Genomic DNA, 14,750 nt, shown 5'->3' on the forward strand with positions numbered 1-14,750 from the left:
TTTACTGCCTCAATATATAACCAGACCGTGGAAGCGCTGATTTACTTTCAGTAAGTGTGGTTTTTTTGTAAACCTAAAGCTGTTTACGTTGGATAGCAAAAAAAGATCCCTTTTGTGGCGTTGATTTTCTGCTAAGCCACTGTCTATTGAATTGGCTTTCAGGTAAAATTTTGCGCCTATTTTGCAAACCAATTCGAGTGAATGCATGTTCGAAGTAAATCCAGTAAATAATTTAATTAAGGAGCTGTCTGAGCGGACCCAGCTTCTTAGGGGGTACCTTTGACTACGAGGCTAAGAAAGAACGCCTTGAAGAAGTCTCCCGTGAGCTAGAAGCGCCAGAAGTTTGGAATGAACCTGAGCGAGCTCAAAACCTAGGTAAAGAGCGCAGCAGCTTAGAAGCTGTGGTTGAAACCATAGATACCATGGAAGCAGGTCTTGAAGATGTAGCCGGTTTAGTTGAGCTTGCCGTTGAAGAAAATGATGAAGAAACCTTCAATGAAGCCAAAGCAGAGCTTGCCGATTTAGAAGCTAAACTTGAAGTGCTTGAGTTCCGCCGTATGTTTTCTGGCGATCACGACGCCAGTGATTGTTACTTGGATTTACAAGCTGGTTCGGGCGGTACCGAAGCACAAGATTGGGCGAGCATGCTACTGCGTATGTATTTACGTTGGGGCGAGGCTCATGGCTTTAAAACCGAACTCATCGAAGTGTCAGAAGGTGATGTGGCGGGTATTAAAAGTGCCACCATACGTTTTGAAGGTGAATATGCCTACGGTTGGTTACGTACCGAAACTGGGGTGCATCGTTTAGTGCGTAAGTCGCCATTTGACTCGGGCGGCCGCCGCCATACCTCGTTTGCTTCGGCGTTTATCTACCCTGAAATTGATGACAATATCGCGGTGGATATTAACCCTGCGGATCTACGTATCGATGTGTATCGAGCATCGGGAGCGGGTGGTCAGCACGTTAACACCACGGAATCTGCGGTGCGTATTACTCACGTGCCAACCAATATTGTGGTGCAGTGTCAAAATGACCGTTCGCAACACAAGAACAAAGATCAAGCGATGAAGCAACTTAAAGCTAAGTTGTATGAACATGAGCTGCAAAAGCAAAATTCGGAAAAGCAAGCCAACGAAGATAACAAATCAGATATCGGTTGGGGCAGCCAAATTCGCTCTTACGTATTAGACGATTCGCGTATTAAAGACTTACGCACAGGCATCGAAAATCGCAATACCCAAGCCGTATTGGATGGCGACTTAGACAAATTCATTGAAGCTAGCTTGAAATCTGGCCTCTAACATAACTTTGAGAAGTAGACATGACTGAACAACTACAAGACGAAAATAAACTGATTGCAGAGCGACGTGGCAAATTAGATCAAATCCGCGAGAACTGCCCAGCTAACGGCCACCCAAACAACTTTAACCGTGAACATTACACGGCTGATTTACAAGCTAAATACGGTGAGCTAAGTAAAGAAGAGTTAGCCGAAGCAGGTCACGAAGTGGCGATTGCTGGCCGAATTATGGCTAAACGTGGCCCTTTCCTTGTGCTGCAAGACATGAAAGGTCGCATTCAAGCTTACGCTGACAAAGGCGTGCAACAAGAGCTAAAAGCTAAGTACGGTCAACTGGATATCGGTGACATCATTGGCGTAAAAGGCCCATTGCATAAATCTGGTAAAGGTGACTTGTACGTTGATATGGCGCAATATCAATTGCTAACCAAATCACTGCGTCCACTGCCTGAGAAATTCCATGGCTTAGCGGACCAAGAAACTAAGTACCGTCAGCGCTACATCGATTTAATGATGAGCCAAGAAACCCGCGATACCTTTAAGATCCGCTCAAAAGTGGTTGAAGGTATCCGCCGCTTCCTAACTGATCGTGATTTCATGGAAGTGGAAACACCTATGCTACAGGTGATCCCAGGTGGCGCGAGCGCGCGTCCATTTGTGACTCATCACAATGCCCTAGATATCGATATGTATCTACGTATCGCACCTGAGCTATACCTAAAGCGTTTGGTGGTGGGCGGTTTTGAGCGTGTGTTTGAAATCAACCGAAACTTTCGTAACGAAGGTCTAAGTGTGCGCCACAACCCTGAATTCACTATGATTGAATTCTACCAGGCCTATGCTGATTACAAAGATCTGATGAACCTAACCGAAGATATGCTGCGCACCCTAGCGCAAGATATCCTAGGCACTACATCGGTTGTTAACACCAAAAAAGATGCCGAAGGCAATGTGGTAGAAGAAGTGGTTTATGAATTTGGCCAACCTTTTGCGCGCATCTCAATGGCTGATGCGGTTATTCAGCACAACCCTGAGTTTGATGAAGCGGTGATCCGTGACCCACAAGGTCACTTTGAGCAGCTAAAAGCGTACGCAAAACAAGTGGGCGTTAAGTTCCCTGAAAACCCAGATGTATGGGGTCCGGGTCGCGTATTGTGTGAGATCTTTGAAGAAACCGCTGAGCATCTGTTGATCCAGCCAACCTTTATCACCGAATACCCATGGGAAGTTTCGCCATTGGCGCGTCGTAACGATGAAAATGATTTCATTACCGATCGCTTTGAGTTCTTCATTGGTGGCCGTGAATTGGCGAATGGTTTCTCTGAGCTTAACGATGCGCAAGACCAAGCCGAGCGTTTCCGCAAGCAAGTGGAAGAAAAAGACGCCGGTGATGATGAAGCCATGCATTATGATGAAGACTACATCACCGCGTTGGAATACGGCTTACCGCCGACCGCAGGTCAAGGTATCGGTATCGATCGTTTAGTGATGATCTTCACCGACAGCCCGTCGATTAAAGACGTGCTATTGTTCCCACATATGCGTCCATTAGCATAAGTTAAAAAGCCTTATCTCAGTCAAGCTGTGGTTTTTCAGCTTGATGTTAAAGGTTGTCGCCCCGAGTAGCGTGTGCTGCTTGGGGTTTTTTGTTTAAGCGAAACTTTGGATGAGCAATACCGTATCAATGCTGCGCACAATTGCGTTGAATATGTCCTTATACGCTCTATTTTTTCATCCCTGAAAACAAAGTTTTGCTACTCATTGATATGATTGCATTGGTGCTCTGCTTGAACCAATCTGAAGTGAAATATTCAAGGTAAGCGTAATGGAAAGTCTGTTTTCGCCCGAGATAGGGTTGGCCATGGCCGTGATCATCATGGGCTCTTTTATTCAATCCGCCACCGGCTTTGGTTTGGCTATTGCTACTGCGCCAATCTTGATTTTTATCTCTATTGATTATGTGCCTGCGCCTATCACCATCATTGGCCTGATTCTGTCGCTGTTTAATGCTTGGCAGTATAGGCAAAACTTTTCCCTACAGGGCTTGCTCTACGCGCTGGTGGGACGGGTGCCGGGCTCCTTGGCAGGCGGTGCCGTGCTACTTTGGGTCAATAGCGCCCAGCTTACCTTACTCATAGGTTTGTCGGTTATTGCCGCTGTGCTGATAAGCTTATTGCCGGTTAGAATACAACCCACGCCTAATCGTTTAGCTATAGCGGGATTTTTCTCCGGTTTGTTTGGCACCAGTGCAGGGATCGGCGGACCGCCCATGGCCTTGTTATTACAACACGCCGAGGCAAATAGCATTCGGGCCAATCTTTCGGCCTTTTTTGTGGTCAGCTCGATTTTGTCGTTATTAGTACAGGGTGGAACAGGCTATTTAAGCTGGCATCACTTTGAACTCACGTTGCCGCTGATCCCAGCTTGTATTGTCGGCTACTACTTAGCGAGAAGAACTAATCATTTGTTGTCAAAGCAGCAAATTCGCTATATGTCGTTAACCCTGTGCAGTGTTTCGGGAGTGTCGGCGGTGTTTAGCTATTGGTATGGTTAGGGAGTGAAATAAATACGACAGCCGCAAGGGCTGTCGCAAAGCTAAACTGGGCATGGATTAATGATGTGAGCAGCAGTGGCCTGGCGCTTTTTTAAAGGCGCTGTCAGTGCCTTCAAACTTGCCTTTGTGCTTTAAAAACTCAATGGCTTCTTGGGCACTCATGCCTTGCACCTTACAGCTGCGATACTTAGCATCTTCGCCAAACGCTTGTTGCAAAGCCGAAGCTAAGGTCTCGTTAGTGTAAGTGGCTTGAGAAGCTTCCATCAGGTTTAAAATATCGTGGACGTGAACGTTGTTACTCATGCTGTTATCCCCAAAATTGCAATAACGGCAAAATCTCACAAACGCGATTTATTCGCAATAGGGGTTTACCTTAGTCATGATTTGGGTCAATTCTAGCTAGAATTTTTGCACATGAGAGTCCGGAAGGGACTTAGCCCCATATTACCAAGGTTTGTGTCATGGCTTTAAATAATGAGGAGGCACTAATTACAGACCTCCTCTTCATCACATCAGAAAATAAACGGATTGGTTTTCTTTTCTTTGCCTATGGTGGATTTAGGTCCGTGGCCGCTGACGAATTCCATATCATCGGGAAGCGCCCATAGCTTGGTTTTGATGGCGGTGATCAGTTGATCGTGATTGCCCATGGGAAAGTCGGTGCGGCCAATCGAGCCTCTAAAGAGCACATCACCAACCAGCGCTTGGTTGCTGTTATGATCAACAAACACCACATGGCCTGGGGTGTGGCCGGGGCAGTGCAGCACTTGAAGCTCGACGTTACCAAAGGTGACTGTGTCGTCTTGCTCTAACCAACGATCTGGGGTGAACTTAGTCACTGGACCAAAACCAAACATTTGGCTTTGCATGGCAAACCCATCAAGCCAGAAAATGTCGTCTTTATGTGGCCCTTCTATGGGGACGTTGAGTTGTGTTGCTAGGTTATGCGTGCCTGCTGCGTGGTCTAAGTGCGCATGAGTGATAAAGATTTTTTCAACTTCCACTTGCTCTTCTTTGATGGCTTGCAAGATTTGGTCGACATCGCCACCGGGATCCACGACGGCGGCTTTATTGCTTGCTTCACAAATCAATAAGGTACAGTTTTGTTGGAATGGGGTAACTGGAATAATTCGAATGCGCATTGTGTCTGTCCTCGTACTTTTGCCGTTATTCTACCTAATATGGGATAAATGAAAATGTTGGATTTACAGTTAGCGGAAAAACAAGCTCAACTTGGCAATCTTGGTTAATTTGCCTGACCAGTCATAAAAATGACATCAATCTTTAGCTAGAGTAGGGATTCATCAACTAAGCTGACAATAAGGCTCCGTGCGATTGAGCTGCCATTGGGTTTAGTTCAGCGCCGTTTATTGGAGCGTAAGGAGAGTGCCTATGGCCAATCGAGATCAATGTAAATACTTCATTCTAGATACTAATGTATTACTACATGAGCCCCTCGCAATTTATTCCTTTCAAGAGCACAACGTAATTATTCCCATGACAGTTTTGGAGGAATTAGACCGCATAAAAGACAGACAAAAGGATGTTAGCCGTGATGCTAGAGTGGCGATCCGCGCTTTAGAAGACATTTTTAAAGATGCGACGCCCGAGGAGATCGTTGAAGGGGTGGCGCTGTCAAAATTAGAAGATACGGAAACGGGCCGTATTAGCATTTTTGCTGATCACAATATGGCCACCAAGCTTGAGGTGTTTACCGAAGATGAGCCAGATAATCGTATCATCAATGTGGCCTTGAGCTTACAGCAAAGCAAGGCGCCAGCGGCGGTAGTACTGGTGACCAAAGACATTAATATGCGCTTAAAGGCCAAAGGTGCAGGCTTAAAATTGGTGGAGGACTATCGCACCGACCAATTAATTGACGACATCAATTTACTGGCCAAAGGTTTTAGGCAGCTTAACGGCAGCTTTTGGGATCAAGTTGAAAATTGCGACACCACCACGGATGGTCGTGATACTTGGCATGAATTAGCGGAAGGTGTGCTAGACAATACCTATATTAACGAATACCTGATTGATGAAACTAAACTGTTTGCGGCGAAAGTGGTTGGCCATGAAGAAGGAAAAGTGAAACTGCTGGATTTAGGTCGAGACAGGCTGTTATCGCGCCACGCTTGGGGTATTCATCCCAAAAATGTATATCAGGGCATGGCGCTAAATGCACTGCTTGATCCTAATATCGATTTAGTGATTTTAACCGGCCCAGCAGGTTGCGGTAAAACCTTACTGGCGATGGCGGCGGCCCTTGAATTAGTGATTGAAAAGGGCATTTATGACAAGGTGATCGTCACCCGAAACACCCCAGATATTGCCGAAAATATTGGCTTTTTGCCCGGTACCGAAGAAGAGAAAATGATGCCTTGGCTCGCTGCGGTCACCGATACCTTGGAGGTGCTACATAAAAATGATGAGTGCCCCAATGGCTCACTTGATTACATTATGGAGCAGGCCAATATTCAGTTTAAATCGGTTAACTTTATGCGCGGGCGCAGCATTCAAAATTCATTTGTATTATTGGATGAATGCCAGAATTTAACTGCCTCGCAATTAAAAACCATTATCACGCGTTGCGGCGAGGGCACTAAGCTTGTTTGCTCTGGCAACTTAGCGCAAATTGACAGTAATTATCTCACCCCAGTGACGTCGGGTTTAACCTATATCGTTGAACGGTTTAAGCACTTTGAGGGCAGTGCCAATATCTACCTAAATGGTGTGGTAAGAAGCCGCTTAGCTTCTTTTGCGGAAGAAAACCTATAACCGCTAGATTCATGCTAGCCCCAAAATTTGGGGCTTTACCTCCCAGGGCAAGCACATGAATGTTGTTTAAGCGATTGGTGGCGTTTTCTTATACGAATATCTGCCGCAAGGATGCGGCAGTTAAGCCATCATGGATGATTTTACGGCGTTTCGTATAAGAAAATGTCACTTTGTCCACTTGGTTGATTGTTTTTTGCACACGCATGCAGTCACCCTGTCTACCTCCCTCTTTTTTTATCCTTCTCGCAAACTTCAGGTATTGTTTTAGATATTTCTTGACCCTAGTGGCGTGGTGATTCACTTTTATTATTAATAGATAAAAGAGCGCATTTTTAAGGAGCTAATGTGATCACGCCCATTAATGACCGCCGCGCGTTTCGTCGTATGGCAATCGAGTCACCCTTGCAAATTAGTTTTAATGGTCAAACTCGGCAAGGGGTTTGTTTGGATTTAAGCGCCACTGGTATGTCGATTGAAGTCGTTGATGCTATTTATCAAGTGGGTGACACTATCGAGGTTCATCTTGGCCAAGGTACGGCTACCGCGCCGCCACTAAGTGGTAAGGCGAATATCATTCGTATTTCAGCTCAAGGTGATAAATATGTGTTGGCGGTTGAGTTAACGGAACTCAAATAAGCCCTTGTCTGTAGCGAACAAAAAAGGGGCAGCTATGCCCCTTATACAATTTGTGTTTGCTGCCTTTACACTTGGTCGTTTACTTCCAATTTCGCTTGCTTTTTCTCTTCGACAGCTTGAGCGCGGTAAATATGGTTGAGTACGTGAACCATGGCTAATGCGGATGATTCAATAATATCGGTGGCAAGACCAATGCCGTGGAACTTACGGCCTTGATAACGAGCAACGATATCCACTTGGCCTAAGGCGTCTTTACCTTGACCTTTAGATGAAATCTTATAGTCATCGATACTAATATCATAACCCGCAATGCGGTTTAGACATTGGTAAACCGCATCAATGGGGCCATTGCCTGTTGCAGCTTCAACCATATGGCCGTTTTCGCCCATGCCCAGTTTTACGGTTGCGGTTGCCAGTACCCCAGAGCCCGATTGTACGCTTAGGTAATCAAGGTGGTAATGCTCCGGCTCTTCGTGAATATTGTTGAAGAACACCAGGGCTTCTAAGTCATAATCAAATACTTGGCCTTTTTTATCGGCGAGTTTCAAAAAGTCTTCATAAAGGTCGTCAAGCTTATAATCTGTGTCAGTGTAACCTAGCTGCTCCATGCGGTGCTTAATCACGTGGCGGCCCGAGCGAGAGGTCAGGTTTAGATTGTTTTGGGTTAGACCGATGCTCTCGGGGGTGATGATTTCATAAGTATTTTTCGACTTAAGTACACCATCTTGGTGAATGCCCGACGAGTGAGAGAAGGCGTTATCCCCCACGATGGCTTTGTTCGGCTGGATTGGCATGTTACATAATTGGCTCACCAACTGGCTGGTACGGTGAATTTCTACCGGCTTAATGTTGGTGTGAAGGCCAAGTTGATCTTGACGTGTGTTTAAGATCATGGCGATTTCTTCTAAAGAACAGTTACCCGCACGTTCACCTATACCATTGATGGTACATTCAATCTGTCTTGCGCCATGTTGAACCGCAGCAATCGAGTTGGCTACTGATAAACCAAGATCGTCGTGACAATGAACCGAAATAACGGCCTGATCAATGTTAGGAACACGGTTAAATAAGGTTTGAATAATACCGCCAAATTCACTTGGCACCGTGTAGCCTACCGTGTCTGGGATATTAACTGTGGTGGCACCGGCTTTGATGGCGGCTTCAACCATACGACATAGGTTATCAATCGGGGTGCGACCTGCGTCTTCACAAGAAAACTCAACATCAGGGGTATATTTTTTGGCATGCTTAACGGCTTTCACCGCCATTTCTAATACATCATCGAAGCCACGGCGCAATTTGCTTTCCACGTGTATGGTGGACGTTGAAATAAAGGTATGAATACGAAAACGCTCGGCAACGCGCAGCGCTTCACCGGCCGCGTCGATGTCTTTAGTCAAGGCTCTGGCAAGGGCACAAGGAATACTGGTAGTGAGTTGGCCGGCAATGGTTTGCACCGATTTAAAATCACCGGGTGATGAAATAGGAAATCCCAGCTCCATAACATCAACACCAAGTCGCTGCAACGCGAGTGCGATTTGCAGTTTCTCTTTTACCGTTAGGCTGGCTGCGAGCGCTTGCTCTCCGTCACGTAACGTGGTGTCGAAAATGATCACTTGATCTGTCATGAATCTTCCCTCGTAAGTTGCCACAGCGAAGTCAAAGGCTGTTGTTGGCTTTATTATAATCTGTTCTATGCGTGTCTGTGGTCTATGTTGCTAAGCCAAAGTGAGTCAAAAGCAGCTCAAACTTTACCTGCTTTGGTTTACCAAGCGCAGCGTAACAACAAGTTAGTCATGGATAGATACGTTTTTTTGGTTACTGAGTCAAGTATCGACGTAGGTGTTATTACCTATAGTAAGGTGTGATGTTCATTTGATAATCTCACATTAATGTGATTTTTGTTCTATTTTTAATGCAAGGCTCATCACTTGATAGGAGATGGTAGGAAATGGCAGCACTTAAGGAACAGTATGTGGCTAAACGTAAACCGGGTCGACCAGAAGGGGCTTCTGACACCCGTGATATGTTATTGCAAAGCGCTCGTCATTGCTTTGTTAATGAAGAGTATCGCAAAGTCACTACTCGCGCGATCGCTGAGCATGCGGGTACAAACTTAGCCATGATCCATTACTATTTCGGTAATAAAGAGAACCTGTACTTGACTATGTTATCGGAAACGTTAAAGCCATTTGACGATGATTTAAGTCGGCGTTTAGCCCAGCCGGAGAAAAACAATTTGGCCTATGTGATCATGGCATTCTATAAAACAATGGCGCGGTTTCCTGAGTTTCCACCGTTATTGATGCGGATCATGCAAAATGAATCTGAGGTAGGACAAAGCTACCTGAAGACCTTTCTAAGCGAAGGTATATTACCTCGTTTTCAACGTATGTTGGCTGATTTGCAGCGACGCGGTCAAATTGACCCAACGATAGATTTGGCAAAACTACAGGTGGTACTCCTAAGTTTAATGGTTCATCCTTTTACCATGCCCCGATATTTTGGTATTCCTTCCGGCAAAGATGCAAACGCTAAAGAGTTTTTGGCATTGGGCGAGTTTGTAGCAAATTTTGCACTGCGAGCAGTGGCCGTTAAATAAGCCTTTTAATGGCATAATTCTATTCAACTTTTTTCCTGTTGCTCAAGCCAAGGCCAAGTGAATTAACTTGGCTTGGTGTGCCCTTCATTGCCTTTTAGCACTGAATTTGAGTTTGCTGGCACTGTGTCATCAATATGCCCTCGTTTCGTCACTTTACTGTCATAGCCTGTTTCTACTATTGAGTAAATTGATAGAAATGTGAGCTGTGGATGAAATTACAAGGCATTGCAGCAATTGATTATGCGCTTTCAAACTATTGCTTAGCGCATCGATTTAACCGTCAAGTAGCATTTTTTTGCAAGGGTATTTCGCGTACCGGTGATGGTCATTTGTATTTTTTAGTTGGTTTACTGCTGTTATGTTTTGAGCCTGATTCGGGAGCCGTTTTTTTCGGCACTTGCTTATTTAGTTTTACGCTTTGGCTGCCTATATACATGTTGTTAAAGCGTTTATTTAAGCGAAACAGACCGACTAATTTACCTTGTTTTATAAAACCCTCAGACCAATACAGTTTGCCTTCTGGCCACAGTGCGGCCGCTTTTTTAATGGCAACCCAGTTGGCTTGGTTTTACCCCTTGTTGTTTGCTTATGTATTTATTTGGGCCAGTGGTGTAGCCATTTCACGTGTGTTACTGGGGGTTCATTTTGTGAGTGATATTTTGGTCGGGGCAGGCTTGGGTGTTGGATTTGCCTATTTAACTTTTTGGCTTACTGGAGCATTTTAATGCGAATTCTTTATGGCGTGCAGGGCACGGGAAATGGGCATATCACTCGGGCACGAAAAATGTCAAAAGCCTTGAGTGACGTTGGCTTAGAGGTAGACTATCTCTTTACTGGGCGAGATCCCCAAGGTTACTTTGATATGGCCCCCTTTGGTCAATATCAAGCTTGTTCTGGGCTTACTTTTAATTCTGCCAATGGCAAAATAAATCCAGTTAAAACCCTATTGCAAAGCCAGCCGCGTCAGTTTTTTCGTGATATTCGCCAGCTTAACGTTCAAGACTATGATTTAGTGATCAATGATTTTGAGCCTGTATCGGCTTGGGCTGCTAAGCGTAAGGGGGTGGCGACAATTGGCTTATCTCACCAAAATGCGTTTCGTTATCCTGTGCCCAAGGTGGACTTCAATATGGCTAATGCGCTGTTGATGAAGTATTTTGCACCTACACAGCATGCAATAGGCGTGCATTGGTATCACTTTGGCAGCCCTATTTTGCCGCCGATTGTGGATATTCTTTCAAGTGATCAGCAAATAGATAATAAAATATTAGTCTATCTTCCTTTTGAATCACTCCCTCAGGTAGTTGATTTATTGAGACGTTTTTCTACCCATCAATTTTACTGCTACCACCCCGATGCAGAAGATCAACAAGTTGAAAATGTCACTATTTGTCGATTGAGTCGCGATAAGTTTCAGCGTGATTTACATGATTGTGCGGGCGTGATTGCTAATGGTGGCTTTGAGCTGCCGTCGGAAGCGATGCAGCTTGGGAAAAAAATGTTATTAAAGCCATTGCGTGGCCAATTTGAGCAACAGTCGAACGTAGCGACCTTAGAAATGATGGGGCTAGCGACTAAAATGAATGGATTAGAGCAAGCGGAAGTGGCGGCTTGGTTACCGAGTGAAAGCGCGGGTAAGGTGCGCTTTCCTGATGTGGCTAAGGCGCTTGCCCTTTGGATAAAGGGTGGCCGCGAGCAAGATTTTCAGCAATTAGTAGATTCGTTATGGTGCGCAACGGTTTTTCCTGAAAATGTGTTAGATCAATTGCCTGAGCAAAGTGCCAATAAATCGGCTTCTTTAGCTTGGGATATCGCTCTACGTGGCTAATCTTTAACTAAACTTTGGCTAATTGAGTGCGGATTATAAGGCTCCTTTCTTGGGCTTAGTTATTAAAATTATCACTAAAGCTTAAAAGGTTATAAGTAGCAAGGTATTGAGGATGGCAAGATGGGCAGTATGTGCCATTCTTTAAGGGTGATACTTTAGTTATATAGGGGTGCTTTATGCAATTTAGTAATGAAAACGGCGAAGTGATGACGTTAGCTGACAATCTAACACTGGAAGAGCTTCGTGATATGGGCGTTAGTATTTCAGTTTCAGAAGAGTTAGACCCAAACCATTCGATTTGGCTATCGGAGCCGGAAGTGCCAGAGCAATAGCAATAGCAATAAAGCTGAGCTCTGCGTTGCAATGGATTTTTTGTATTAGATAAGTGGTTTCGGTTGTGTTTAGCTGAGTTATTGCGAATGAATAGTTATGTGTTATCAGGGCCGTTATACGGCCCTTTGTTTTTTGTCTTTCCAATCACCTGTAAACGCCTAAGTTAGCCATCCCTAATTTGCTCCCTATCGACTTGAACATACATACTTCAGAGTTAGGTGGGTAGATGGGTGGAATTTCGAGCCGATGATAATTAGTTACTTTTTGTAGCTAATTATTAAAAAAGCATAGACGTGTAAAGGAAAAAATTATTACACTGGCGGGCACTATTGCCATTTGATCCTTATCAAAGGCCTCAATCTATTTATTAAGTGAAATCATAAACTCAGACGGGAGGGCTTATGGAAATGTTGTCGGGTGCTGAAATGGTGATCAGATCATTGCAGGACGAGGGCGTTAAGCATATTTTCGGGTATCCAGGTGGATCCGTATTAGATATTTATGATGCGCTATTCCAATGCAGCGATATTGAGCATTTTCTCGTGCGCCATGAGCAAGCCGCAGTCCATATGGCTGATGGTTATACCCGTGCGACAGGCAAAGTTGGCTGTGTGTTAGTGACATCAGGCCCAGGAGCCACTAACTGTATTACCGGTATCGCCACTGCCTACATGGATTCGATTCCGATGGTTGTATTATCGGGACAAGTGCCAACTGGCTTTATCGGTGATGATGCCTTCCAAGAAACCGATATGATTGGTGTATCAAGACCTGTGGTTAAGCACAGTTTCTTGTGTAAAAAAGCCGAAGATATTCCCATTGCCATCAAAAAAGCTTTCTATTTAGCTGCCACCGGTCGCCCTGGTCCAGTCGTAGTCGACTTACCAAAGGATGTACAAAATCCCAAGCTAAAATTCCCGTATCAATATCCTGAATCGGTACACATGCGCTCTTATAACCCCACGTTAAGTGGCCATAAAGGGCAAATAAAACGTGCGGTGAAAGCCTTGATGGCAGCCAAACGTCCAGTTTTATATGTTGGTGGTGGTGCGATTAACGCCGAAGCATCAAAGGATGTTATCCAGTTAGCTGAGCAATGTAATTTACCCGTAGCGACTACCTTAATGGGCTTAGGTGCATTTCCGGGCACCCATAAACAGTCATTGGGCATGCTTGGTATGCATGGTACCTACGAGGCTAATATGGCTATGCATAATTCAGATTTGATTTTTGCGGTGGGGGCACGATTTGATGATCGCGTAACCAACGCAGTAGACAAGTTCTGTCCCAATGCCACCATAATGCATATTGATATAGACCCCACCTCAATTTCTAAAATCATTAATGCGGATATTCCCATTGTTGGCTCGGTTGACGTGGTTTTGCGTCAAATGCAAGAAATGATGAGTGAAATGGATGCCCTTAAGGAGCAAGAAGATTTGTCTCCTTGGTGGCAGTTAATTGATACATGGCGCGCCCGTGAATGTTTGGTATATGAAAAATCGGATACGGTGATCAAGCCACAACAAGTAATTGAAGCGCTTTATAAAGTGACTAAAGGTGATGCCATTATCACGTCAGATGTGGGGCAGCATCAGATGTTTGGCGCCTTGTATTACCCGTTTAAGAAGCCGCGTCAGTGGATCAACTCAGGTGGTCTTGGCACCATGGGCTTTGGTTTTCCTGCTGCAATGGGCTGTAAAGTGGCGCTTCCTGATGAAGAAGTGGCCTGTATTACCGGTGATGGCTCAATTCAAATGAATATCCAAGAGCTATCAACTTGTATGCAATACAACATTCCGGTGAAGATTATTTCGTTGAATAACCGTTCACTCGGCATGGTTAAGCAATGGCAGAAAATGTTCTATGAAGGGCGTCAATCGCATTCTTACATGGACTCGGTGCCTGATTTTGTCAAACTGGCAGAGGCTTACCACCATGTTGGTATTCGCGTAGATAAGCCTGAGGAGCTAGAGCCAGCCCTTGAAAAAGCATTCGCGATGAAAGATCGTTTGGTGTTCCTTGATATCGCGGTTGACCCCGAGGAGCATGTATATCCGATGCAAATCAAATTCGGCAGTATGCAAGATATGTTTTTAAGTAAAACGGAGAGAACCTAATGCGCAGTATCCTGTCTATCTTAATTGAAAACGAAGCCGGCGCATTATCAAGAGTTGTAGGTTTGTTTTCGCAGCGTGGTTACAACATTGAATCGTTAACCGTGGCGGTGACCGACGACCCAACCTTATCGCGTATGACGATTACAACCCATGCTGATGAGCGTAAAATTGAGCAAATCCTAAAACAACTGCATAAGTTAGTGGATGTGTTAAAGGTGTGTGAGCTCACAGATGGCGCCCACATTGAACGTGAATTAATGTTGGTCAAAGTTAAAGCGACGGGCAGTAAACGTGATGAAGTAAAACGTAATGCCGATATCTTCCGTGGCCAAATTGTTGATGTGACTCAAAGCCTTTATACGGTGCAACTTAGCGGCACCACGGAGAAATTAGATGCTTTTATTGCCGCCTTGGGTGAAGCGACCGAGATAGTGGAAGTGGTGCGCTCCGGTGTTTGTGGGATTGCCCGCGGAGAGCGAGCGCTGCGTCCTTAGTAAGGTAAATTAGTTAAGCAAACGTTAGCTAGCAATATTTCCAGCCAAGCCAAAGTGCTTGGCTTTTTTATGTCTAATGAAGTGTGGTTAAATTGGCTTTTATTG

The 14,750-nt window shown here is 44.9% G+C and carries 14 protein-coding genes; 11 read left to right on the forward strand and 3 right to left on the reverse strand.

What is annotated here, in order from left to right; translation table 11 throughout:
• Positions 1–205: 205 nt before the first annotated feature.
• The 3 genes from prfB to ACK8OT_RS09560 all read left to right on the forward strand — a co-directional run bounded on the left by prfB (position 206) and on the right by ACK8OT_RS09560 (position 3,857).
• Positions 206–1,304, forward strand: a protein-coding gene (prfB, locus tag ACK8OT_RS09550; protein WP_410196282.1) for a peptide chain release factor 2 whose coding sequence is annotated in 2 segments (ribosomal slippage) — positions 206–280 and positions 282–1,304 — 1,098 coding nt in all. Because the reading frame shifts where the segments join, the coding sequence is not laid out codon by codon here.
• 20 nt (positions 1,305–1,324) lie between these two features.
• Positions 1,325–2,860: a lysine--tRNA ligase gene (gene lysS, locus ACK8OT_RS09555; RefSeq protein WP_410196283.1), complete on the forward strand. Its 1,536-nt coding sequence runs from the start codon at positions 1,325–1,327 to the stop codon at positions 2,858–2,860.
• Between the two features lie 268 nt (positions 2,861–3,128).
• Entirely contained in the window at positions 3,129–3,857 is a 729-nt protein-coding gene (locus ACK8OT_RS09560) for a sulfite exporter TauE/SafE family protein (RefSeq protein WP_410196284.1), read from the forward strand.
• Positions 3,858–3,914: 57 nt separating this feature from the next.
• On the opposite strand, the gene ACK8OT_RS09565 is transcribed toward ACK8OT_RS09560, so the two are convergent.
• Positions 3,915–4,160: a YecH family metal-binding protein gene (locus ACK8OT_RS09565; RefSeq protein WP_410196285.1), complete on the reverse strand. Its 246-nt coding sequence runs from the start codon at positions 4,158–4,160 to the stop codon at positions 3,915–3,917.
• Positions 4,161–4,369: 209 nt separating this feature from the next.
• The gene (locus ACK8OT_RS09570) at positions 4,370–4,999 is read right to left on the reverse strand and encodes an MBL fold metallo-hydrolase (RefSeq protein WP_410196286.1); all 630 of its coding nucleotides are present in this window, start codon (positions 4,997–4,999) and stop codon (positions 4,370–4,372) included.
• A 250-nt stretch (positions 5,000–5,249) separates the two neighbouring features.
• On the opposite strand from ACK8OT_RS09570, the gene ACK8OT_RS09575 reads away from it, so the two are divergent.
• Both ACK8OT_RS09575 and ACK8OT_RS09580 read left to right on the forward strand, forming a co-directional pair.
• A complete protein-coding gene (locus ACK8OT_RS09575) occupies positions 5,250–6,632 on the forward strand; it encodes a PhoH family protein (RefSeq protein ID WP_410196287.1) in 1,383 nt (460 codons plus the stop codon).
• A gap of 345 nt (positions 6,633–6,977) precedes the next feature.
• Positions 6,978–7,268: a PilZ domain-containing protein gene (locus ACK8OT_RS09580; RefSeq protein WP_410196288.1), complete on the forward strand. Its 291-nt coding sequence runs from the start codon at positions 6,978–6,980 to the stop codon at positions 7,266–7,268.
• Positions 7,269–7,333: 65 nt separating this feature from the next.
• Here ACK8OT_RS09580 and leuA read toward each other — a convergent pair whose 3' ends face one another.
• A complete protein-coding gene (gene leuA, locus ACK8OT_RS09585) occupies positions 7,334–8,896 on the reverse strand; it encodes a 2-isopropylmalate synthase (protein ID WP_410196289.1) in 1,563 nt (520 codons plus the stop codon).
• Between the two features lie 323 nt (positions 8,897–9,219).
• Here leuA and ACK8OT_RS09590 point away from each other — a divergent pair, with 323 nt between their 5' ends.
• The 6 genes from ACK8OT_RS09590 (at position 9,220) to ilvN (ending at position 14,645) form a co-directional block, all read left to right on the forward strand.
• Positions 9,220–9,870 (forward strand): TetR/AcrR family transcriptional regulator, encoded by a 651-nt coding sequence (locus tag ACK8OT_RS09590; RefSeq protein WP_410196290.1) that lies wholly within the window; start codon positions 9,220–9,222, stop codon positions 9,868–9,870.
• A 209-nt stretch (positions 9,871–10,079) separates the two neighbouring features.
• The gene (locus ACK8OT_RS09595; protein ID WP_410196291.1) at positions 10,080–10,595 is read left to right on the forward strand and encodes a phosphatase PAP2 family protein; all 516 of its coding nucleotides are present in this window, start codon (positions 10,080–10,082) and stop codon (positions 10,593–10,595) included.
• Complete coding sequence (locus ACK8OT_RS09600) at positions 10,595–11,698, forward strand: MJ1255/VC2487 family glycosyltransferase (RefSeq protein ID WP_410196292.1); 1,104 nt, start codon at positions 10,595–10,597, stop codon at positions 11,696–11,698. The genes ACK8OT_RS09595 and ACK8OT_RS09600 overlap by 1 nt, the downstream gene beginning before the upstream one ends.
• 176 nt (positions 11,699–11,874) lie before the next feature.
• Positions 11,875–12,030, forward strand: coding sequence for a hypothetical protein (locus ACK8OT_RS09605; protein WP_410196293.1), 156 nt, complete (start codon positions 11,875–11,877; stop codon positions 12,028–12,030).
• A gap of 402 nt (positions 12,031–12,432) precedes the next feature.
• Positions 12,433–14,151 (forward strand): acetolactate synthase 3 large subunit, encoded by a 1,719-nt coding sequence (locus tag ACK8OT_RS09610; RefSeq protein ID WP_410196294.1) that lies wholly within the window; start codon positions 12,433–12,435, stop codon positions 14,149–14,151.
• A complete protein-coding gene (ilvN, locus tag ACK8OT_RS09615) occupies positions 14,151–14,645 on the forward strand; it encodes an acetolactate synthase small subunit (protein ID WP_410196295.1) in 495 nt (164 codons plus the stop codon). Before ACK8OT_RS09610 ends, ilvN begins: the two co-directional genes overlap by 1 nt.
• Positions 14,646–14,750: the final 105 nt, after the last annotated feature.

The sequence above is a fragment of the Motilimonas thetidivivens genome (assembly GCF_046452435.1).
Classification (GTDB): Bacteria; Pseudomonadota; Gammaproteobacteria; order Enterobacterales; family CBDFNC01; genus Motilimonas.

Bases quoted from the DNA above. Each gene is read 5' to 3' on its own strand.
- lysS (WP_410196283.1), top strand. From the start codon at position 1,325: ATGACTGAACAACTACAAGACGAAAATAAACTGATTGCAGAGCGACGT.
- ACK8OT_RS09560 (WP_410196284.1), top strand. From the start codon at position 3,129: ATGGAAAGTCTGTTTTCGCCCGAGATAGGGTTGGCCATGGCCGTGATC.
- ACK8OT_RS09565 (WP_410196285.1), bottom strand. From the start codon at position 4,160: ATGAGTAACAACGTTCACGTCCACGATATTTTAAACCTGATGGAAGCT.
- ACK8OT_RS09570 (WP_410196286.1), bottom strand. From the start codon at position 4,999: ATGCGCATTCGAATTATTCCAGTTACCCCATTCCAACAAAACTGTACC.
- ACK8OT_RS09575 (WP_410196287.1), top strand. From the start codon at position 5,250: ATGGCCAATCGAGATCAATGTAAATACTTCATTCTAGATACTAATGTA.
- leuA (WP_410196289.1), bottom strand. From the start codon at position 8,896: ATGACAGATCAAGTGATCATTTTCGACACCACGTTACGTGACGGAGAG.
- ACK8OT_RS09590 (WP_410196290.1), top strand. From the start codon at position 9,220: ATGGCAGCACTTAAGGAACAGTATGTGGCTAAACGTAAACCGGGTCGA.
- ACK8OT_RS09595 (WP_410196291.1), top strand. From the start codon at position 10,080: ATGAAATTACAAGGCATTGCAGCAATTGATTATGCGCTTTCAAACTAT.
- ACK8OT_RS09600 (WP_410196292.1), top strand. From the start codon at position 10,595: ATGCGAATTCTTTATGGCGTGCAGGGCACGGGAAATGGGCATATCACT.
- ACK8OT_RS09605 (WP_410196293.1), top strand. From the start codon at position 11,875: ATGCAATTTAGTAATGAAAACGGCGAAGTGATGACGTTAGCTGACAAT.
- ACK8OT_RS09610 (WP_410196294.1), top strand. From the start codon at position 12,433: ATGGAAATGTTGTCGGGTGCTGAAATGGTGATCAGATCATTGCAGGAC.
- ilvN (WP_410196295.1), top strand. From the start codon at position 14,151: ATGCGCAGTATCCTGTCTATCTTAATTGAAAACGAAGCCGGCGCATTA.